Here is a 21,376-nt window from a genome sequence, read left to right on the forward strand (position 1 = left end):
CACGGCATGCCGTGCCCGTACGAGTATTGCAGGCAAGCCTGAACGCATCCCATAAGCAGCGCCATTTACCCTTTTATCCCGGCATACCGAGGAACCCATGAGCGAAAACATCAAACATATTACCGATGCATCCTTTGACGCGGATGTATTGAAATCCGACAAACCCGTTTTAGTCGATTTTTGGGCAGAGTGGTGCGGCCCCTGCAAAATGGTGGCGCCGATCCTGGAAGAAATCGCCAAGGAATACGACGGCAAGATCACAATCGCTAAAATGGATGTCGATGCTAATCAAGTCATACCGGCAAAATTTGGCATTCGCGGCATCCCGACGCTGATTTTGTTCAAGAACGGCGTCGCTGCAGCACAAAAAGTGGGTGCGATGGCAAAAGGCCAATTGACCGCGTTTGTGGACAGCAACATTTAATAATGCAAGCAGCGGCGATGCGCTCGCACCGCCGCTGATGCAGACAGCTCATTTTTACTCAGTTTTTTTACGCAAATTATCTCTGCTTGATATTGAACACCCGTTCACAAGCACACCACGCGACTCCCACCCCCACCTATATTTATCCCATCTCGGGACACTCTCACCATGCATTTATCTGAATTAAAGGCGTTACACGTCTCAGCCCTGCTAGAAATGGCAATCGGACTCGACATCGATAACGCAGCACGCTTGCGCAAACAGGAATTGATGTTTGCGATCTTGAAAAAACGCGCCAAACAAGGCGAACAAATTTTCGGCGACGGCGCACTGGAAGTGCTGCCGGACGGCTTCGGTTTCCTGCGCTCGCCTGATGCCAGTTATATGGCGTCCACCGACGACATCTATATCTCGCCATCGCAAATCCGTCGTTTCAACCTGCACACCGGCGATTCGATCGAAGGCGAAGTCCGTACTCCGAAAGACGGCGAACGCTATTTTGCACTGGTGAAAGTGGATAAGGTCAACGGTGAACCGCCTGAGGCATCCAAGCACCGCATCATGTTTGAAAACCTGACGCCGCTGCACCCGAACAAGGTGCTGCATCTCGAACGCGAGATGAACGGCCAGGAAAACATTACCGGCCGCATCATCGACATGATTGCGCCGATCGGCAAGGGCCAGCGCGGCTTGCTGGTGGCGTCGCCCAAGTCGGGTAAATCGGTGATCTTGCAGCATATTGCGCACGCGATCACCGCCAACCACCCGGATATCACGCTGATCGTGCTGCTGATCGACGAGCGGCCGGAAGAAGTGACCGAAATGCAGCGCTCGGTGCGCGGCGAAGTGGTGGCGTCGACCTTTGACGAACCGGCAACGCGCCACGTACAAGTGGCCGAGATGGTGCTTGAAAAAGCCAAGCGCCTGGTTGAAATGAAGAAAGACGTAGTGATTTTGCTCGATTCGATCACCCGTCTGGCGCGCGCTTACAACACCGTGATCCCGGCTTCCGGCAAAGTGCTGACAGGCGGCGTCGATGCCAATGCACTGCAACGTCCGAAACGCTTCTTCGGTGCGGCGCGCAACATCGAAGAAGGCGGTTCGCTGACCATCATTGCCACCGCACTGATCGAAACCGGCAGCCGCATGGATGACGTGATCTTTGAAGAATTCAAAGGTACCGGCAACATGGAAGTGCATCTGGAACGCCGTTTGGCCGAAAAACGTGTCTATCCGGCCATCAACCTGAATAAATCCGGCACCCGCCGCGAAGAATTGCTGATCAAGCCAGACCAGTTGCAGAAAATCTGGATCTTGCGCAAGTTGCTCTACAGCATGGATGAGATCGAAGCTATGGAATTCATCCTCGATAAAATGAAAGCGACCAAGACCAACGCCGAGTTTTTCGACATGATGCGGCGCAGCAGCTAATCTGCGTTAAGTCGCTGAGTCAAGCTTGTTTTTGATTGACGGGATAGGGCGCATGCTGCGGCATGCGCCCTATTTACGTTTCAGGCCGGCAGCTTCAGGTCAAAGCGCACTGCCAGCAGGCGCAGGATGGTTGTGACAAGAATGCTGGCAATGAGCGCAATCGTTTGGTGGACATCGGCCAGATCCAGTATCAGATACACCCAGGAACCGATAAAAGCGCAGGTTGCGTAGAGTTGTCCACGGCGAAATACCAGCGGTATTTCGTTGCAAATCATATCGCGCAATACGCCACCAAAAATGGCTGTGATGACGCCCATCATGACGCAGATGAAAATCGGCATTTGCATCTCTTGCGCAATCGACGCCCCCACTGCGCTGAACAGGCCGAGCCCCAGCGCATCGGCAAAGTTAATCGCGCGTTCGGCAGACGACGAGCGAATATAGTGGGAAAGAGGAAGCACGACCAAGGCCAGCGCAAATATTAACAGCGTGTATTCCTGATGCTGCACCCAAAACAGAGGCCGGCGGTCCAGTAAAATGTCACGCAAGGTGCCGCCACCAAAGGCTGTAATGAAAGCTACGGTGAAAACGCCGATCAGATCCATTTCCTTGCGACGCGCCTCAATGAAGCCCGAACTGGCGAAGGCGATAATGCCAAGCGCCTCAATCACCTGTAACGCCGTACTCATCCCTGAATTGATGTTGATCGTCACGTTTTTTACTCCTGGCCGAGGCCGATATCTTATTCCAATTCGTGTTAAAGACGATCACAGCGTTGCTGAACTGGCATTGAAGTGAGGTTCTTTGGCCCAGCGCCATGCAAGCATTTCCAACGCAAATTTAGCCGTGGCGGTTAATTGCATTGTATAATTTCGGGTTACGATTTTAAGCAGCAGTATTCAACCCTTGGAAAGTGATCGACAATCGGGCCAAGAAGCAGCACGGCCGACGAAGTGACGATTGGCTACCAAAACTATTTAGAGGCACACATGAAAGACGGCATTCACCCAAATTATCGCGAAGTTTTGTTTCACGACTTGTCCTGCGATTTCAAATTTGTTACCCGCTCAACCATTCAGACGCGTGACAAGATGGAATTTGAAGGCACGGAATATCCACTCGTGAAGATCGAAGTATCTTCCGAATCGCATCCGTTTTACACCGGCAAGCATAAGATCGTCGATACCGCCGGCCGGGTCGAGAAATTCCGTCAGAAATTCGGTAAAGTCGGTTCCAAAACCCAAGTGGCAGAGTAATTTCCCTGCTTCACAACAAAAAAGGCAGCCCAAGCTGCCTTTTTTGTTGTCCTGGCCGCATTCCTTTAAGGTTTTCGGACACAATATTGCGCTTACGCGTTCACGGAACTACTCCATCATTTTAATGAAGCCCGTTCGCCTGCCTGCCTCGGCCGCGCATACCCTCCCACGCTGGGGTTTGTATGCGCTGTGCCTGTTGTACATCCTTCCTGGCTTGATCGGTCGCGACCCGTGGAAGAACGATGATGCGATCAGTTTCGGCGTCATGTGGACGATGGCGCACGGCAATTTGCATGACTGGCTGTGGCCACATGTGGTCGGGCTGCCGCTGGCAGACGAGGGGCCGCTTGCGTATTGGCTCGGTGCCATCTGCATCAAATTGTTCGGCTGGTTGCTGGGCGAGCCGATGGCGGCCCGGGTGTCGGCCATGCTGTTCTTTCTGATTGGTGCGTCTTCGGTCTGGTATTGCACCTATATACTGGGCCGCAGGTCGGAGGTGCAACCGCTGAAACTGGCTTTCGGCGGGCAGCCTGACGCGCAGGATTTTGGCCGCATGCTGGCCGATGGCGCCTTGCTGATTTATCTCGGCTGTCTTGGCCTGCTGCTGCATAGTCATGAGACTAGCCCCGCAGCATTGCAAGTATCGCTGATCGCTTTCGCTCTTTACGCTAGCGCTAAACTGTTCGTTTCGGGTTCATTTGGCAGCGCTGCAATGCTGGGACTCGCTCTGGGCTTGTCGATCCTCACGCGCGGCTGGCTGATGCCGCTGACTTTGTTGCTCGCTACCATCATTCTGGCGACGCTTCAGAACCGGAAGTTGTTGGCGCAGCTTTTCTTGATGACATTGCCAGTCATGCTGCTGGTAGCCAGCGTTTGGGTCGTCGGCAATTATTTCGTCCAGCCATTTAATGGCTCACCGGTGGCGGCATGGATGCCGGCCGCTTATCGCGAATTAAACTGGCCGACGTGGAATAACGCAAAATATTTCATGGTAAACGGAATTTGGTTCGCCTGGCCGGCGTGGCCTTTTGCCGCCTGGGCCGTGTATGCGTGGCGCAAACAATACAAGGGTTTGCACATAACGATTCCGCTAGTTTTCGTGGGCGCGCTGTCTTTGCTGGTGTTGCTGAATCAATCTCCTAAAGATGGAATCTTATTACCTCTGTTGCCACCGCTGGCAATATTAGCGGCATTCGGTTTGCCCACCATGAAGCGCGGCGCAATCAATGCGATAGACTGGTTCTCGGTGATGACTCTGTCAACCTGTGCCGGTTTCATCTGGCTGGGCTGGATCGCCAAGCAAACAGGCTGGCCGGCCCAAATCGCAAAAAACGCATTCAAACTCGCGCCCGGATTTAGGCCGGAATTCAATGCCTTTGCCTTTGTGGCCGCCGCCTTGGCAACCGTGTTCTGGCTGGCGCTGGTGCATTGGCGGATTGCGCGCCGCCCCGCCGTGCTCTGGCGCGCGGTGGTGCTGTCGTCTGGCGGCGTGATTCTTTGCTGGCTATTGTTGATGACCTTATGGTTGCCGTGGATAAATTACGGCAAGAGTTATGCGGGCGTAGCCGAACAGATTGCACAGAAATTACCCGTCAAGCAATATTGTGTCGACACTAATGTCGGCGCCGCCCAGCGTGCATCGTTTGCTTTCTTCGGTAATGTTGCGTTTGCACACTTTGACGAGGCGTCCTGCCGTTACCTTTTGTTGCAGGACAATCCGCGCAAAAAAAGCGATACCAAGCTGCTGCAGCAATATGACGGCCAATGGCGCATTCTGTGGGAAGGGCGACGTCCTTCAGACCGGGATGAGCGTTTCCGATTGTATCGGCGTATCGATTGAATATTTTGAAAATCATGCCTTTTAAAATGCAACATGATTGATATATCTTGCTACACATCAATGCAACTGATTGAATCTATTGACGGAAATTCATTTGCGCTACTATAGTGACGGGATGAATTCCGAATTTAACTTACTCTCCGAAAAAATCGACAAACTGGCAGAAATGGCACAATTTCTGCGGCATGAAAATGCCGAATTGCGCCTGAGAATCACTGCCATGTCTTCTGAAAATACCATCTTGACAGAAAAAATGCAGCAGGCGCATCAGCGGGTCTCGGCATTGCTGGCGCAGATACCTGATCCGCAACAGCAAGACGAGGAGTCGGCATGACCCAAATCGATGTCATCATCATGGGCCACCCCTATAAATTATCCTGCAAGGACGGCGAAGAGGCGGCATTACGGGACGCAGTGGCTTATCTCGATGCAAGGATGTGCGCGATTCGCGATGCCGGCAGGATTCGCGGCAATGACCGGATTGCGGTGATGGCGGCGCTGGGCATCGCAGCCGAATTGCTGGCAACCAAAGCGCCCGAAGGGCCTTTGTCGGCGTTGACGATGGCCCAGGTGCAGCAGCAAATTACCACCATGCATTCGGTGCTCGACCGCGCTCTGACTCCTCAGGAAAATCTGTTCTGAGATCGATATAACCGTTTGACATGCGTTTCGAATGGAGTAGACTTCGAATCTCCTGCCGTGTTCGCGATTGTCATATATTCCTTGAACCATTCAAATGCATCGGTTGCGGGACAAGTTTGATGGGTGTGCGCGTCGCTAGTTCGACGAACCCGAAATTGAACTGACTGTGACCACCTTGGACCGCTTTGGTTCGGGATGCCGGCATAGCGGCACAGGCGGGGTTAAATTCTAAAGCGGTTGCACATCATCTGATGCGTAACCGCTTTTTTTATGTTCGCTGCGATGATCAAATAATCCAATACTGACCAATGAAGCCCGAGTCGGGCGATGTCGGTGTCGATGCCGCACTGAGGGCGTACGACAGTACGGTGCCATGGATCGCTGTGCGCTTGAAGCGCGGCAATCGTCTATCGATTACGCCAGCCCCACCGGAACAGTGGGGCTCCATCACGCAAGCGCTTCTGACTTCCGCCGGTTAGCAGAATATTTAATACTGCTTTGTGTATTTTTTATAGCGCACTAAAAAAATGCGGGAATGCCATGGTTTTTGTCTATACTCCTGTAAAAACCATGGTAGTAGTAGCTTGATAACAGCTTAAGCCCGATGTTTACGGTAGGAAAATAGCAGCAAGCCGATACCGATTGCAATCATCGGTAGCGATAGCATCTGGCCGGCGGAAATGGTGATGCCGGCAAATGTGACTTCGTAATCGGGGGTGCGGAAATATTCGGTAAAAAAGCGCGCGCAGCCATACAGCATCACGAACATCGCGCCCACTGCCAGCCTTGGGCGCGCAGTGCGGGCGAACAACCACAGGATGACGAAGAGCAACACGCCATCGATCAGCGCCTGATAAATCGGCGACGGATGGCGCGGCAGGTTATCTACGTTCGGCCAGATCATCGCCCAGGGCAAGGAGGGATCAGCGACGCGGCCCGGCAGTTCGGCATTGATGAAGTTGCCCACGCGCCCTGCGGCATAGCCGAGCGGCACCAGCGGCGCGATAAAATCATATACGTCGAGCAGGTTGCGTTTGGCTTTGCGGGACCAGAATGCCATCGCGATAATCACGCCCAGGAAGCCGCCATGGAAAGACATGCCGCCTTTCCAGACCGCCAGCATGTCGGCCGGGTGCGAAAAATAATAAGCCGGGTTATAGAACAGGATTTCACCCAGCCGCCCACCGATGATGACGCCCAGCACGCCATAGAACAGCATGTCGTCCAGGTCCTCTTTTTTCCAATGCGCTGCAGCGATATGCGGCTGCCGTATGCGCAGCCGTCCCAGCAGCACAAATTGGGCAAATGCCACCAGATACATCAGACCGTACCAGTGCACGGCAAGCGGGCCTATCGAGAAAGCGATTGGATCTGGGAGTGGGTGAATCAGCATCTGGCGGTTCTTTCGTAATAAATCGCAAAAAGTATACAGTACGGGCGAGACGTTGTTAGCCGCCACGCTATGCCGGTTTCTGTCCACGGAGTAGTGCAGCCAGATTATAGGTGATCGTAAAACTGACTCTGGTTTGAAATTCCGCCCTGAAGGTCTGGCGCTCATTTTTTGCTGGAAGTCGTCATAATCAGAGATCCGCCATATATTTGACACAGAACTACACGCAAGGCACTCTAGCGTTAAAATTAGCCTGAACCATTTTGGAGATTTACAACATGCCGCAATACCGCTCCCGCACTACCACTCACGGTCGCAACATGGCCGGCGCACGCGCACTCTGGCGCGCCACCGGCATGAAAGATGGCGACTTTGACAAACCCATCATTGCAGTCGTCAATTCCTTTACCCAGTTCGTTCCGGGCCACGTCCATCTGAAGGATCTGGGCCAGATGGTGGCGCGCGAAATCGAGGCAGCCGGCGGCGTTGCCAAGGAATTCAATACCATCGCAGTCGATGACGGCATCGCGATGGGGCACGGCGGCATGTTGTATTCGCTGCCTTCGCGCGAGTTGATCGCCGATTCGGTCGAATACATGGTCAATGCGCATTGCGCCGACGCGATGGTTTGCATCTCCAATTGCGACAAGATTACGCCCGGCATGCTGATGGCCGCCATGCGTCTGAATATTCCGGTAGTGTTCGTCTCCGGTGGCCCGATGGAAGCCGGCAAGATGGTCGAGACCATGCACGGCAAGCAGGAAGGCACGCAGAAGATCATAAAGATCGATCTGGTCGATGCCATGATCAAGGCCGGCGATTCCAGCGTATCGGATGAGGAAATCGAACAAATCGAACGCTCTGCCTGTCCTACCTGCGGCTCCTGCTCGGGCATGTTTACCGCCAATTCGATGAACTGTCTGACCGAAGCTCTGGGCCTGTCCTTGCCAGGCAACGGCACCATCCTGGCTACCCATGCCGACCGCAAGGAGTTATTCCTGCGCGCCGGGCGACTGATAGTCGAACTGTCCAAGCGCTATTACGAACAGGATGATGAGACGGCGCTACCGCGCAGCATCGCGACCAAAGCAGCGTTTGAAAATGCGATGACGCTGGATGTGTCGATGGGCGGCTCGACCAATACCGTGCTGCACTTGCTGGCGGCCGCGCATGAAGCCGGTGTCGATTTCAAGATGGCCGACATCGATCGTATTTCGCGCAAAGTACCGTGCCTGTGCAAGGTGGCGCCCGCAACCGAGAAGTATCATATGGAAGACGTGCATCGCGCCGGCGGCATCTTCGGTATTCTTGGTGAACTGGCGCGGGCCGGTTTGCTTGATACCAGTCGGCCCACCGTCCACAGTAAAACCATGGCAGATGCCATCGCCCATAACGACATCTTGTGCACCCAGGACCCGGCCGTGCATAGACTATTTAGCGCCGCGCCCGGCGGCGTATCGACCCAGGTGGCATTCTCGCAAAGCCAGCGCTTCAATAGTCTGGATACCGATCGCGCTGACGGCTGCATCCGCGACAAGGCCCATGCGTATTCTCAGGATGGCGGCTTGGCTGTTTTGTACGGCAATATTGCTGAAAAAGGTTGCATCGTCAAAACCGCTGGTGTCGATGAAAGCATTTTGAAATTCACCGGTCGTGCACGTATCTTTGAAAGTCAGGATGATGCGGTGGAAGCGATTTTGGCCGATGCGGTACATCCCGGCGACGTCATCATCATTCGCTATGAAGGCCCGAAAGGCGGCCCGGGGATGCAGGAAATGCTGTACCCGACGTCCTACATCAAGTCCAAAGGTCTGGGCAAGTCCTGCGCGCTGTTTACCGACGGCCGTTTCTCTGGCGGTTCATCCGGACTGGTGATCGGCCATGCTTCTCCTGAAGCGGCAGAAGGCGGCGCGATCGGCCTGGTCGAAGAAGGTGACATCATTGAAATTGACATTCCTGAACGCCGTATCCATCTCAAAGTTAGTGACGCCGATCTGGCGCAACGCCGGGCGGCCATGGACGCCAGAGGCGATCGTGCGTGGCAGCCGGTAAATCGTCAGCGTACTGTGTCACAGGCGCTGCAAGCGTATGCGGCACTGGCAACTTCGGCTGACCGCGGCGCGGTGCGCGATATCACACAATTGAAAAGATAAGCGCCAATCAGCTGCTTTGTTATCCAATACAAAAGGCCGGAATCGGAATTCCGGCCTTTTGTGCGTTTTTTTGTGCGTTTACCAGACCCAAAACTAGCGCCGCTTGTTGTGATTGGTTTTGTCAAAGGTTGCCTTGACGCGCTCCATGCGTATTTTTTCCATTGCATCGTGGGCGCGCCGCTTGTCTAGCCCGAGCATTTTTTCAATGAATTCGAACCAGACAAAAGTAATCGCCATCAGTCCGGCAATCCACCACCACGAAAAATCGGCGAAGAAACCGACTTCAAAATATTTCAATATGGATAATAAGACGATGGCAATAATCAGTGGCATGGCAGATCTTTCATTGCGTGATATTGTCAACGAGTGTAACGGAACAAGGCCGATAGTCAATCAAGTGCGATAATTTGTGCGGGCGATACAATGTCGCCAGACATGGATGAAAAAACCCGCTGTAAAATGCTTGCAGTCATTATTTTGGAGAAGGCAATGAAAAGTTTTTTATTGGTTCTTTTTGCGATGGGCGGACTGGTTTCTAACGCCGCTATGGCAAATGCCGATTTGGCAAAAGCCAAGAATTGCATGGCTTGCCATGCAGTCGCAAACAAGTTGGTTGGCCCTGCGTTCAAGGACGTAGCGGCAAAATATGCAGGACAGAAAGATGCCGAAGCCAAGCTGGTTGCCAAAGTGATGAAAGGTGGTAGTGGCGTGTGGGGAGCAATTCCAATGCCGGCCAACACACAGGTCAGCGAAGCTGAAGCGCACACCCTGGTCAAGTGGGTATTGTCCCAGAAGTAGCATCCAGAAGTAGCGTCACCTCTCAGTAGTGATGCAAAAAGCGCTCAACCGAGCGCTTTTTTTCGTGCTGCGCTCCCAAATCAGCCTGACAAAAAAAAAGCGCCCAGTCCGAAGACAAGGGCGCTTTTTATGGGAGAAGACTGATTACTTGACTACGGCCATCAACTCGCGCTGGCCGCCTTTGTAGGTGAAAAGCGTCAGGGAACCATCCTTGATATCGCCTTTTGCATCAAAAACGATCGGGCCAGTTACGCCTTTGTAATGAATTTTAGCCAGTTCTGGTAAATATTTTACTGGTTCAACCGAATTGGCTTTCTGCATCGCTGCCGCCATGACATTGACGGAATCATAGACATACGGTGCGTAGAGTAGAACGTCGATGCCGAATTTCTTTTTATACGCGGCACGGAAATCTTCCATGGGTTTTTTATCGGCATCGACAACACCGCCGGCCTCTGCGCAAACGACCTGGCTTTCACCGACGGCGTCGCCCGCCAGTTTGGCCAGGGCTCCGGTACAGATGCCATCGCCACCCATGAACTTGGCTTCGATTCCGAGCTGCTTCATTTGGCGCATCATCGGGCCGGCAACCGAATCCATGCCGCCGAAGAAGATAACATCAGGTTTTTTCGACTTGATCGATGTCAGAATTGCGTTGAAATCGGTGGCTTTGTCATTAGTGAATTGTTGTGCAGCAATGTTTGCGCCAGCGGCTTTGGCTGCCTTCATGAATTCATCGGCAACACCTTGGCCATAGGCAGTGCGGTCATCAATGACGGCGACGTTCTTGGCTTTAAGCATCTTGACTGCGTAGCGTCCTAGCGTGCCGCCTAGTTGGGCGTCATTGGCTACTACGCGAAAGGCAGTCTTAAAGCCTTGCTGGGTGTATTTCGGGTTGGTGGCAGAAGGAGAAATCTGTGGAATGCCAGCCTCAGAATAAATTTTCGAAGCCGGGATGGTGGTGCCTGAGTTGAGGTGACCAATGATGCCTTTGACTTTTGCATCTACCAGTTTTTGTGCAACAGTCGTACCTTGTCTCGGATCGCCTGCATCATCTTCGGTCAGCAGTTCGAATTTGATTTTTTTGCCACCGATGGTCAGGCCTTTGGCATTCAACTCTTCAATTGCCATCTTGCCGCCGTTTTCATTATCCTTACCCAGATGAGCGCTGGGGCCGGAAATTGGGGCAACGTGGCCGATTTTAACGATTTGTTCATCTGCAGCGGATGCGGTACCAGCAAATGCGAATGCGATTGCGGCAGCCAGTGGAATCATTTTTATTGTGAACGGCATGAACATCCTCCTAAGAATTGTGATAAAGCGGGTTACCGTTAAACTTGGGTATTCAGGAATCTGAATAAATTAAAGGTACAACATATCGTGCTTGCAGTAAATAAAAATGCGATCTATTCAAGAGCAGCTGTGCCTTTTATGGCAAGTTACCCACGCATTGCCGTCAACTACCGGATTAGTATGAGCGACTTTTACGATTGATTTTTTGCGCGCACGCAATAGTAAAACGATGTTATTCAGGTTTCTGAATATCGGAAAGGTACCGCAGGTAAAATTGATGGAAAATATTTTTTTATTCTGATTTTATTGGATTTTACAAATTTTATATGTCAAAAATTCGTACCCTGGACCTGGTGGATCGCAAGCTTTTGAATCTTTTGCAAAAGGATAATCAAACTCCGACCCGGGTGCTGGCGGACCAGTTGCATGTCTCGCAGCCGACTTGCTTGCGGCGCATTCGCGAGTTGCGTGACATGGGTGTCATCAGCGCTAATGTGGCGATGGTCGACCCGTTCGCGCTGGGTTATGGAATGCTGGCATTTCTGGAAATTTCGCTGATCAATCAGTCAGACGATTGCATGGTGCAATTCGAGACGTGCATGCAGCAGGAGCCGGAGGTGATGCAGTGCTATTTTGTCTCCGGCGAGTTTGATTATTTTCTTGCCGTGCATGTGATCGATATGGACGCCTACTACCAGTTTGTGCGGCGTGTCATTTCCGGATCGGGCAATGTGCGCCATTTCCATTCCCGCTTTCCGATGAAACGCGCCAAGTTCACTACCCAGATCGCGTTTGACGAAAAGGCAGTAGAGCTACAGGTGCGTACATCAAAATAGCGGGTTTGTAAAACCGCTCTTATGCCGGTTGTATCTTGGTTGGTCTGGCATGACTGGCCTGGCCGCTCATGCCGGTAAAGGCGAAATCGAGTTCGGGGCGCCGGCCCGAGACGATGTCTGCCAATGCGCGCCCCGAACCGCAGCCCATGGTCCAGCCGAGTGTGCCGTGGCCGGTATTGAGGTACAGGTTGCTGATCTTCGTTTTGCCGATATACGGTATGTTCGACGGCGTCATCGGCCGCAAACCGGTCCAGTAGGTCGGGTTCTCGTAGTCGCAGGCGTCCGGGAACAATTCGCGGGTGCGCTGCGTGATCGCTTCGCAGCGGGTGCTGTTCAGTTCGCGCGTATAGCCATTCAGTTCGCATGTGCCAGCCACGCGCAAGCGGTCGCCGAGTCGCGAGACCACCAGTTTGTAACCGTCGTCGGTCAGCGATACGGATGGCGTCGCGTCCGGATTGGTGACCTGGTAGGTGGCCGAATAGCCCTTGCCGGGGTAAATCATCAAATCGATCCCAAGCGGCTTCAATAGCGGTACGGAAAAACTGCCCATCGCAACCACGAAGCTGTCTGCGCGCAGTATTTGATGATGGCCGTTAGGCAGGATGACCTCGACTCCGGTAATTTTTGCGGCTGCGCCCGTGCCTTCGGTCAGCAAGCGGGTGACGGTGGTGTTGTAGCGGAACTCGACGCCGGCTTGCTGCGCCTTGTCAGCCAGGCTGTTGGTGAACTTGAAAATATCGCCGGATTCATCGGTGGCGGTGAAATCGCCGCCGACGATTTTATTGCGGATACCGGCCAATGCAGGTTCGATTTTGACCACTTCATCGGCGCTGATCGAGTCGCGCGGACAGCCCAGATCGCGCATCAGTTTGGCTGACGGCAGGGATTCGTCGAAATCTTTCTGGTCGGTATAAAAGTGCAGGATGCCGCGCGTCAGACAATCGTATTCAATCCCGCTATCGGTGCGCAGCGCTTGCAAGGTCTGGCGGCTGTATTCGGCGATCGCGACGATCTGGCGGATATTGTAGGCGGTGCGTTTAGGCGTGCATTCGCGCAGGAATTGCAGCGCCCATTTCCACTGCAGCCATTCCGGACGAAAGCGATACAGCAGAGGAGCATCTTCCTTTCCCAGCCATTTCAATATCTTCATCGGCGCTGCCGGATTGGCCCATGGTTCGGCGTGCGATACCGAAATCTGGCAACCGTTGGCAAAGCTGGTTTCCTGCGCGCTGCCTGGCTGACGGTCTATTACCGTCACATCATGGCCGGCCTGATTGAGAAACCAGGCAGACGCTGTACCTACGATACCGGAACCTAATACGATGACTTTCATGGCAACCTCGAAGTTTTGGATACCTCGATTGTAAGAAATTTTCGATTTTCTATGTAGTTATTACAGGAGTAATTTTTTTCATTAAACAACAAATAAAACGGTATTTTTTAATAAAATAAACGTTTTTTGTTTGAGGTTGTTTTTTGACTTGCGTAAGGATGTTTGGTCACGTTGCTGCAAGGTTGTCGTTTCAAAGTCCTTGCATGTCATCATACAATGCCATGTATTTTTAAATCCTGCCTGAATGCATGCGGAATATCCCATATTTTTTGCCATACTCCCTATTAAATCAATCAGCTGGGGAGTCTTCGTCGGGCTTGTTTCTGTTCGTCTGCAGTCGTGCAATTTCCTGTGCCACGGCGCGCGAGATTACATCTTCCAGGGTGTGATGCAGGCCGCGCTTGATTTCTGCCGCCACGCCTGCAACCGCCAGTTGCAAGGCATCGGCCAGGCTGTCCCTGACCCGGTGTTCCAGCACGAAATCAATCCGGGTCTGCAACTGACTTAGCACGCGTTCGCTGATCTTGCGTTCCAGCGTTTCCCACTGGCTGTCGCTGATGGCGGCGGAAGGCGGTAAATCGGCTGGGATGATGACTTCGGGGGCTGCGGCGACTTCGCTAGCTTCGGTGATGTCGTCTGCGCTCGGACTGAACTCAGACTGTGGCGCAGCCGGTGAAAGTGTCGATGCTGCGTCTACGAAATCCTGTTCCTGCGCAATGATTTCGGTCAGTACCGGGATGCTGGCGTCGAGTTGGTCTTTATTCATTTCTAGGATTATTTTGCGACAAAGTGGGCCAGCGGATAACCGCGTTGCCGGTATTGGCGGAAACGTTCGCGCCCGCTTGAGGCGTCGGTTTCATCGGTGGAGATGATTTCCAGCAACCGCTCGAAACTGGCGAAATGTGCGGGCGTTGTTCTGGATATATTGATCAAAATCTGATGGTGCGGACAATCTGCGCTGTCGTGCGGCAGCAGAATGATCGGGGTTTGCGCCGCCAGCGCGTGGCCGGATCGTACATGGGGCAGAAAATCGGCTTCCGAGAAGGTCCATAACGCCGCGTCAAGCGCGCTCAGTTCGGCCTCATTGTCGCTCAGGATGGCGACCCGTTGCTGGGCGGCGACCGCCTTGCGCACCAGTCGGCAGGTGTAATTGAGCTTGTCCGCGATATTGGTGTGAAAATCGATGCTGGTCATGGTCTGGTTGCAATCATGCTAGAAGCGAAAGCCAGGGGGCGCGTTGCCGGTGGCGGGCAGGCGCTGCTGTGCGGTTGCCGCCGGCGGTGTGCGATTGCCAGCATCAGCCGCCTTGTCAGGTTTTGCCGGTGCTGCCGGCGCTGTTTGTGTCGTGGGTGCGGCCGGTTCTGCCGGCGCGTACCGATAATCCCTGGGTAACTTGTTGTCCTGCGGGTAACTGGCGGCAGTCAATGCCAAATTCCAGGCCCCGGAGTCGAACCCCAGTTGCTGGTTGCGGCCGATCAGCAACAGCGGCAACTGGGCTTTGCCGCTGATCTGGCGCAATTTGGCGATATCCTGATTGCTGATGACGGATTTTTCGACAAACGGAATGCCGCGATTTTTCAGGAAATCCCTGGCTTCCGTGCAGGGCGTGCATTGTTCACCGGTAAATAAGGTTACCGGATGGTTTTTGCTGGCCTCGGCCAACGCGTAAGGCAGCGCCGCAGTGGCAGAGTCGCCGGGGTTCAGCGTCGATTTCTCCAGCTGCCGGGCGGTTTTGGGCGGCGGCAGATCGCTGTAGGTGATTTTCCCATCGGGGTCCACCCATTTATAGAGTTGCGCCTGGGCATTTCCGATACAGAGAAATGCCAGCAAGCCTGCCAACGTCAAACCGGTTCGTTTCATGTTGTGCGCTACCTGGTTTCAGGATGCCATGCCGCTATGGCGCAGCAATGCATCGATGCTGGGTTCCCTGCCGCGAAAGGCTTTGAACGATTCCAGCGCCGGACGCGATCCGCCGACAGCCAGAATCTCGGCCTGGAACTTGCGGCCGGTTTCTGCTACCAGGGTGTCGCCATGGCCTGACTGGTCTGCTCTGGCTTCTTCGAACGCGCCGTAGGCATCAGCCGACAGCACTTCAGCCCATTTATAACTATAGTAGCCGGCTGAGTAGCCGCCGGCAAAAATATGGCTGAAGGAATTCTGGAAGCGGTTGAATGCGGGCGGCACCAGCACCGCAAATTTTTCACGCACGTCATTCAACACATCCTGCACTGAACGGCTGCCGTAGGCATCGTGATCGAAATGCAGGTGCATGTCGAACAGCGAGAATTCGACCTGGCGCAGCGTTTGCAGGCCGCTCTGGAAATTCTTGGCGGCTAGCATTTTGTCGTACAGCGCACGCGGCAATGCAGCGCCGGTGTCGGCGTGCGCGGTCATGTGTTGCAGCACTTCCCATTCCCAGCAGAAATTTTCCATGAATTGCGACGGCAGTTCGACCGCATCCCACTCGACGCCGGAAATGCCGGACACGCCGAGTTCATCGACTTGCGTGAGCATGTGATGCAAGCCGTGGCCGAATTCGTGGAATAGCGTGCTCACATCGTCATGCGTGAACAGGGCCGGATTGTTGCCAACCGGTCCGGAAAAATTGCAGGTCAGGTAAGCCACCGGGGTTTGCAGTGCGTCGCCCTGACGCCGGCGGCCGCGGGCATCGTCCATCCAGGCGCCGCCGCGCTTGCCGCTGCGGGCATACAGGTCGAGATAAAACTGGCCGACCAACTTGCCGTCTTTCTCGATGCGGAAAAACTGCACATCTTTGTGCCAGACCGGCGCGGTATCCGGCTTGATCTGCACGCCATACAGTGTTTGCGTCAGATGGAACAGGCCGGCAGTCACTTTCGGCTCGGGGAAATATTGTTTTACTTCCTGTTCCGAAAACGCGTAGCGTTGCTCGCGCAATTTTTCCGAGGCGTAGGTGATGTCCCACGCTTCCATCGTATCCAGGCCCAGTTCCTGTTTGGCGAAAGCGCGTACCTCGGCCAGATCTTTTTCTGCAAACGGTCTTGCGCGCTGTGCCAGGTCCTGCAGGAAATCGATCACTTGCTGCGGCGTTTGCGCCATCTTCGCCACCAGCGATACTTCGGCGAAATTTTGGTAACCCAGCAGTTGCGCTTCTTCGGCACGCAATTTCAGCATGTCGATGATGATTTGGGTGTTGTCCCATTCCGGCTTGACGCCCAGTTCGGACGCCTTGGTTGCATTGGCGCGGTAAATCGTTTCGCGCAGTGCGCGGTTGTCGGCCAATTGCAGGATCGGGAAATACGACGGGAAGTGCAGCGTGAATTTATAACCCGGTTTGCCATCCTGTTCGGCAGCAGCGCGTGCGGCTTGCATCACATCTGTCGGCAAGCCGGCCAGTTCGGCTTCATCCTCGATCAACAGCGCATAGTCGTTGGTGGCGTCCAGCACGTTTTCGGAAAACTTGGTCGATAGTGCCGAATGCTGCTCCTGAATCGCGGCGAAGCGGGCTTTCTTGTCTTGCGGCAGATCGGCGCCGCCCAAGCGGAAATCGCGCACCGCGTTGTCGATGATGCGCTGACGCGCCGCAGAATAGACAGCGAAGTCGGGGCCGTTCCTGAGCGCCTTGTACTTGTCGAACAGCGCGATGTTTTGCGCCACGCCAGTCCAGAACTCGGTAAGTTTGGGCTGGTTTTCGTTGTAGGCGGCGCGCAACTCCGGAGTGTCCAGCACCGCGTTCAAATGGCCGACTACGCCCCAGGCGCGCCCCAGTTGTTCCGTGGTGTTTTCCAGCGGTTCGATGAAATCGTTCCAGCTGACCTGCTGCATCGGTGCTTCCAACTGGGCGATCACTGCGCGGCTGCGCGCCAGCAATGCATCGATGGCCGGCGTCACATGCTCGGATTTGATGGCGTCAAAACGCGGCAGATCGGAGAAGTCCAGCAGCGGATTATTGCCGGTGCCGGCGTTGTCAGGAGGTGTGGTGTCGCGTGCAGCATTCATGGTTTTTAGCTTCTTTCCGCCGCTTCGATCGTGTTGACGAGCAGCATGGTGATAGTCATTGGTCCGACGCCGCCTGGTACCGGGGTAATGTAACCGGCCACTTCTTTCACATTGGCGAAATCGACATCGCCGCACAACTTGCCTTGATCGTCGCGGTTCATGCCGACGTCGATTACGACCGCGCCCGGTTTGACCATGTCGGCGGTCACGATGTTCCTGCGTCCGGTGGCGACCACCAGAATATCGGCGTTTTTAGTGTGGGATGCCAGGTCGCGGGTCTTGGAATTGCAGATGGTGACAGTCGCGCCTGCTTGCAAGAGCAGCATCGCCTGCGGTTTTCCGACGATGTTGGAGGCCCCGACCACGACTGCATTGGCGCCGCGCACCGGGTAATCGATCGATTCCAGCATCTTCATCACACCATACGGCGTGCAGGGGCGAAACAGCGGTTGGCCGGTCATCAGCAGGCCGGCGTTGTTGACGTGGAAACCGTCCACATCCTTGTCCGCAGCGATGGCTTCGATCACCTTGTTGGTATCTATATGTGGCGGTAGTGGTAATTGCACCAGGAGGCCGTTGATTTTCGGGTCGTGGTTGAGGGCGTCGATGCGGGCCAGCAAGGCAGCTTCGCTCAGGTCGGCGTCGTATTTCTCCATTACCGAATGGATGCCGCTGTCTTCGCAGGCTTTGACCTTGTTGCGTACATATACTTGCGACGCCGGGCTTTCGCCGACCAGAATCACGGCCAGGCCGGGTTGCCGGCCTTGGGCCGTGAGAGCGGCGGCGCGCCGGGCGACATCGCCGCGCAGCTGTTTGGAGAGAAGGTTTCCGTCTATAAGTTTGGCAGCCATGATGTGCGTCAAATAAGTTCGATTTAAAACACGATTATAGCCTGCTGGATTTAGAGAATAGCTGCCGGAAGCGCACCGGGCCGGAACTGGGGTCGCCGTTTTCAGCCGCGTTTTAGCCACCTTGTGCAGCGAATAAAGCCATTCCGGCAGCGCTTGAAATCTGGCAGTTCGCATGCTTGCTAGCGCAGCAATGCGAGCGCTGGACCGGGTTTGTTGCGGTGCAAAATTGCTATGCACGTTGCGTTTATTGACGCTGCCATATTATTTTTTTAGATGTGTTGCTTTGCCACATAATTTCACATTATAAAAAACGATTTCGCTATTTGGAAAATTAAAAACTGCTGATAGAATACTTGCGCTTATACGAAATATGGCCGTAAATTATTAGCAGATACCGCTCAACTGCGATGTCAAGTCGGGTTGAGATTCAAACCAGGAGACAAAAATGTCAGCTCAGCTTGATCAAGTCTTGGCGCAAGCCACCATTGACCCCGATACTATGGAAACCCAGGAATGGCTCGATGCGCTCGAAGCCGTTATTGAGCATGAGGGCCCGGAACGCGCCCACTATCTGATGGAGCGCATGGTCGATCTGGCGCGCCGCCGCGGTGCCCAGATTCCTTTTTCCAGCAATACCGCCTACGTCAACACCATTCCGCAACACCTTGAAACCCACTGTCCGGGCGATCTGGAAATTGAAGAACGCCTGCGCTCCTGGATGCGCTGGAATGCGATGGCCATGGTGGTCAAGGCCAACCGCCTCGATGGCGATCTCGGTGGTCATCTGGCCAGCTTCGCTTCGCTGGCAAACATGCTGGGAATCGGTTTCAATCACTTCTGGCATGCGCCGACCGAAGATCACGGCGGCGACCTGATTTACTTCCAGGGCCACTCGTCGCCCGGGATTTACGCCCGTGCCTTCCTCGAAGGACGCCTGAGCGAAGAACAGTTGCTGCATTACCGCCGTGAAGTCGATGGCCATGGTCTGTCTTCTTATCCGCATCCGAAGCTGATGCTGGATTTCTGGCAATTCTCGACCGTATCGATGGGCCTGGGCCCGCTGATGTCGATTTATCAGGCGCGTTTCCTGAAATACCTGCATGCGCGCGGGATTGCCAAAACCGATAACCGCAAGGTGTGGGTATTCTGCGGTGACGGCGAGATGGACGAGCCGGAATCGATGGGTGCGATCGGCATGGCCGCGCGCGAAACCCTCGACAATCTGGTGATGATCGTCAACTGTAATTTGCAGCGACTTGATGGCCCAGTGCGCGGCAACGGCAAAATCATCCAGGAGCTCGAAGCCGATTTCCGCGGTGCCGGCTGGAATGTGATTAAAGTCATTTGGGGCCCGGGCTGGGACGCATTGCTGGCGCAGGACAAGGAAGGCATCTTGCAGCGCGTAATGATGGAAACCGTCGATGGCGATTACCAGACCTACAAGGCCAAGGATGGCGCCTATGTGCGCAAGCACTTCTTCGGCAAGCATCCGAAGTTGCTGGAGATGGTCGCCAACATGACTGATGACGATATCTGGCATTTGACGCGCGGCGGTCATGATCCACACAAGATTTATGCAGCCTACAAACTGGCGCAAGAGCATAAAGGTCAGCCGACCGTATTGCTGGTTAAGACCGTCAAGGGTTATGGCATGGGCAAGTCCGGCGAGGCGCGCAACACTGCCCACCAGACCAAGAAACTCGATGATGAAGCGATCCGCGCAATGCGCGACCGTTTCGGGATTCCGATTCCCGACGACAAGTTGCTTGAAATCCCGTTTTTCAAACCGGCCGACGATGCGCCGGAAATGATCTATCTGAAGCAACGTCGCGAAGCGTTGGGCGGCTCCTTGCCGCAACGTCGCGTGCAGGCCGATGAAACGCTGCCTATCCCTGAATTGAGTGCGTTCAAAAACGTACTCGACGCAACCGCAGCAGGGCGCGAGATTTCGACCACCCAGGCGTATGTCCGCATCATCGCCACGTTGCTGCGCGACCCGGTTCTGTCACCACGCGTGGTGCCGATTCTAGTCGATGAAAGCCGTACCTTCGGGATGGAAGGCTTGTTCCGCCAGATCGGTATTTTCAATCAGCAAGGCCAGTTGTATGAGCCGGTCGATAAAGACCAGGTGATGTATTACCGCGAAGACAAGGCTGGCCAGATTCTGCAGGAAGGCATCAACGAAGCGGGCGGCATGTGCTCGTGGATCGCGGCTGCGACCTCGTATTCGACCAATAATCGCGTCATGTTGCCGTTCTATACTTTCTACTCGATGTTCGGCCTGCAACGTGTGGGCGACCTGGTTTGGGCTGCCGGCGACATGTGCGCACGCGGTTTCCTGCTGGGCGGGACTGCCGGGCGCACCACGCTCAACGGCGAAGGCTTGCAGCATGAAGACGGCCATAGCCATGTGCTGGCTGCGACCATTCCGAACTGCATGCCGTACGACCCGACCTTCTCGCATGAAGTCGGCGTCATCATTCACGATGGCTTGAAGCGGATGATCGAAAAGCAGGAAGATGTGTTCTATTACATCACCCTGATGAACGAAAATTACGCTCACCCAGGCCTGAAGCCAGGCCAGGAAGAGGGGATTCTGAAAGGAATGTATCTGCTGCAGGAAGGCGATAAAGATGCCAAGCATCGGGTGCAATTAATCGGCTCCGGCACCATTTTGCGCGAATCGATCTTTGCCGCAGAATTGCTTAAAGACGATTGGGGCGTCGCAGCCGACGTCTGGTCTGCGCCATCGCTGACACTGGTTGCACGCGACGGCCAGGATGCAGAGCGCTGGAACATGGTGCATCCGACTGACGAGCAACGTTTGCCTTACGTGACCCAATTGCTGCAAGACACGCAAGGCCCGATCGTTGCATCGACCGATTACATGCGCCTGTTTTCCGAGCAAATTCGCGCCTTCATGCCGAAAGGCCGCAACTACAAAGTGCTGGGCACCGATGGCTTTGGCCGTTCCGACTCGCGGGTCAAATTGCGTGAATTCTTCGAAGTGAATCGTTACTATGTGGTGGTTTCGGCCTTGAAGGCGCTGGCGGAAGATGGTGCGATTTCAACTTCCGTAGTGGCGCAGGCGATTGCTAAATACGGCATTGATCCGAGCAAGCCGAATCCGGTAACGCAGTAACCTGGCAAC

The 21,376-nt window shown here is 54.3% G+C and carries 21 protein-coding genes and 1 other RNA gene; 12 read left to right on the forward strand and 10 right to left on the reverse strand.

Annotated features, from left to right (window positions below):
• Nucleotides 1-97: 97 nt before the first annotated feature.
• Nucleotides 98-424, forward strand: coding sequence for a thioredoxin TrxA (trxA, locus tag KGFNPO_RS02375; RefSeq protein WP_472632932.1), 327 nt, complete (start codon nt 98-100; stop codon nt 422-424).
• Between the two features lie 168 nt (nt 425-592).
• Entirely contained in the window at nt 593-1,855 is a 1,263-nt protein-coding gene (rho, locus tag KGFNPO_RS02380) for a transcription termination factor Rho (protein ID WP_472614584.1), read from the forward strand.
• A gap of 80 nt (nt 1,856-1,935) precedes the next feature.
• On the opposite strand, the gene KGFNPO_RS02385 is transcribed toward rho, so the two are convergent.
• Entirely contained in the window at nt 1,936-2,544 is a 609-nt protein-coding gene (locus KGFNPO_RS02385) for a trimeric intracellular cation channel family protein (protein ID WP_472634548.1), read from the reverse strand.
• Between the two features lie 300 nt (nt 2,545-2,844).
• Here KGFNPO_RS02385 and KGFNPO_RS02390 point away from each other — a divergent pair, with 300 nt between their 5' ends.
• The 6 genes from KGFNPO_RS02390 to KGFNPO_RS02415 all read left to right on the forward strand — a co-directional run bounded on the left by KGFNPO_RS02390 (nt 2,845) and on the right by KGFNPO_RS02415 (nt 6,072).
• Complete coding sequence (locus KGFNPO_RS02390; protein WP_472614585.1) at nt 2,845-3,111, forward strand: type B 50S ribosomal protein L31; 267 nt, start codon at nt 2,845-2,847, stop codon at nt 3,109-3,111.
• A 124-nt stretch (nt 3,112-3,235) separates the two neighbouring features.
• Nucleotides 3,236-4,951 carry an ArnT family glycosyltransferase gene (locus KGFNPO_RS02395; protein WP_472632933.1) on the forward strand — a complete coding sequence of 572 codons (1,716 nt, stop codon included), beginning with the start codon at nt 3,236-3,238 and terminating at the stop codon, nt 4,949-4,951.
• 115 nt (nt 4,952-5,066) lie between these two features.
• Nucleotides 5,067-5,285 (forward strand): DUF904 domain-containing protein, encoded by a 219-nt coding sequence (locus KGFNPO_RS02400; RefSeq protein WP_472614587.1) that lies wholly within the window; start codon nt 5,067-5,069, stop codon nt 5,283-5,285.
• A complete protein-coding gene (locus tag KGFNPO_RS02405) occupies nt 5,282-5,593 on the forward strand; it encodes a cell division protein ZapA (RefSeq protein WP_472632934.1) in 312 nt (103 codons plus the stop codon). Before KGFNPO_RS02400 ends, KGFNPO_RS02405 begins: the two co-directional genes overlap by 4 nt.
• A 46-nt stretch (nt 5,594-5,639) precedes the next feature.
• Nucleotides 5,640-5,819, forward strand: a non-coding RNA gene (gene ssrS / locus KGFNPO_RS02410) — 6S RNA.
• An 82-nt stretch (nt 5,820-5,901) separates the two neighbouring features.
• The gene (locus KGFNPO_RS02415) at nt 5,902-6,072 is read left to right on the forward strand and encodes a hypothetical protein (RefSeq protein ID WP_472632935.1); all 171 of its coding nucleotides are present in this window, start codon (nt 5,902-5,904) and stop codon (nt 6,070-6,072) included.
• 116 nt (nt 6,073-6,188) lie between these two features.
• On the opposite strand, the gene lgt is transcribed toward KGFNPO_RS02415, so the two are convergent.
• Nucleotides 6,189-6,986 carry a prolipoprotein diacylglyceryl transferase gene (lgt, locus tag KGFNPO_RS02420; protein WP_472632936.1) on the reverse strand — a complete coding sequence of 266 codons (798 nt, stop codon included), beginning with the start codon at nt 6,984-6,986 and terminating at the stop codon, nt 6,189-6,191.
• 275 nt (nt 6,987-7,261) lie between these two features.
• Between lgt and ilvD the strand changes: the two genes are divergently transcribed.
• Nucleotides 7,262-9,136 (forward strand): dihydroxy-acid dehydratase, encoded by a 1,875-nt coding sequence (gene ilvD, locus KGFNPO_RS02425; RefSeq protein WP_472632937.1) that lies wholly within the window; start codon nt 7,262-7,264, stop codon nt 9,134-9,136.
• 93 nt (nt 9,137-9,229) lie between these two features.
• Here ilvD and KGFNPO_RS02430 read toward each other — a convergent pair whose 3' ends face one another.
• Nucleotides 9,230-9,469 carry a TIGR04438 family Trp-rich protein gene (locus KGFNPO_RS02430; RefSeq protein WP_472632938.1) on the reverse strand — a complete coding sequence of 80 codons (240 nt, stop codon included), beginning with the start codon at nt 9,467-9,469 and terminating at the stop codon, nt 9,230-9,232.
• Between the two features lie 156 nt (nt 9,470-9,625).
• Between KGFNPO_RS02430 and KGFNPO_RS02435 the strand changes: the two genes are divergently transcribed.
• Nucleotides 9,626-9,934 carry a c-type cytochrome gene (locus KGFNPO_RS02435; RefSeq protein WP_472634369.1) on the forward strand — a complete coding sequence of 103 codons (309 nt, stop codon included), beginning with the start codon at nt 9,626-9,628 and terminating at the stop codon, nt 9,932-9,934.
• A gap of 144 nt (nt 9,935-10,078) precedes the next feature.
• Here KGFNPO_RS02435 and KGFNPO_RS02440 read toward each other — a convergent pair whose 3' ends face one another.
• Entirely contained in the window at nt 10,079-11,227 is a 1,149-nt protein-coding gene (locus KGFNPO_RS02440; RefSeq protein ID WP_472632939.1) for a branched-chain amino acid ABC transporter substrate-binding protein, read from the reverse strand.
• Between the two features lie 326 nt (nt 11,228-11,553).
• Between KGFNPO_RS02440 and KGFNPO_RS02445 the strand changes: the two genes are divergently transcribed.
• The gene (locus KGFNPO_RS02445; protein ID WP_472632940.1) at nt 11,554-12,063 is read left to right on the forward strand and encodes an Lrp/AsnC family transcriptional regulator; all 510 of its coding nucleotides are present in this window, start codon (nt 11,554-11,556) and stop codon (nt 12,061-12,063) included.
• 19 nt (nt 12,064-12,082) lie between these two features.
• Here the strand turns inward: KGFNPO_RS02445 and KGFNPO_RS02450 are convergent, their stop codons facing one another.
• The 6 genes from KGFNPO_RS02450 to folD form a co-directional block, all read right to left on the reverse strand.
• Entirely contained in the window at nt 12,083-13,396 is a 1,314-nt protein-coding gene (locus tag KGFNPO_RS02450; protein WP_472632941.1) for a D-amino acid dehydrogenase, read from the reverse strand.
• Nucleotides 13,397-13,685: 289 nt separating this feature from the next.
• Nucleotides 13,686-14,162, reverse strand: coding sequence for a hypothetical protein (locus tag KGFNPO_RS02455; protein ID WP_472632942.1), 477 nt, complete (start codon nt 14,160-14,162; stop codon nt 13,686-13,688).
• An 8-nt stretch (nt 14,163-14,170) separates the two neighbouring features.
• Complete coding sequence (locus KGFNPO_RS02460; RefSeq protein ID WP_472632943.1) at nt 14,171-14,590, reverse strand: DNA polymerase III subunit chi; 420 nt, start codon at nt 14,588-14,590, stop codon at nt 14,171-14,173.
• 18 nt (nt 14,591-14,608) lie between these two features.
• Nucleotides 14,609-15,256: a DUF4124 domain-containing protein gene (locus KGFNPO_RS02465; RefSeq protein ID WP_472632944.1), complete on the reverse strand. Its 648-nt coding sequence runs from the start codon at nt 15,254-15,256 to the stop codon at nt 14,609-14,611.
• A gap of 18 nt (nt 15,257-15,274) precedes the next feature.
• Entirely contained in the window at nt 15,275-17,374 is a 2,100-nt protein-coding gene (locus tag KGFNPO_RS02470) for a M3 family metallopeptidase (RefSeq protein ID WP_472632945.1), read from the reverse strand.
• Nucleotides 17,375-17,379: 5 nt separating this feature from the next.
• Nucleotides 17,380-18,225, reverse strand: coding sequence for a bifunctional methylenetetrahydrofolate dehydrogenase/methenyltetrahydrofolate cyclohydrolase FolD (gene folD, locus KGFNPO_RS02475; protein WP_472632946.1), 846 nt, complete (start codon nt 18,223-18,225; stop codon nt 17,380-17,382).
• A 445-nt stretch (nt 18,226-18,670) separates the two neighbouring features.
• Here folD and aceE point away from each other — a divergent pair, with 445 nt between their 5' ends.
• Nucleotides 18,671-21,367 carry a pyruvate dehydrogenase (acetyl-transferring), homodimeric type gene (aceE, locus tag KGFNPO_RS02480; RefSeq protein ID WP_472632947.1) on the forward strand — a complete coding sequence of 899 codons (2,697 nt, stop codon included), beginning with the start codon at nt 18,671-18,673 and terminating at the stop codon, nt 21,365-21,367.
• Nucleotides 21,368-21,376 lie beyond the last annotated feature (9 nt).

This window comes from Gelidimonas diazotrophica, assembly GCF_055694025.1.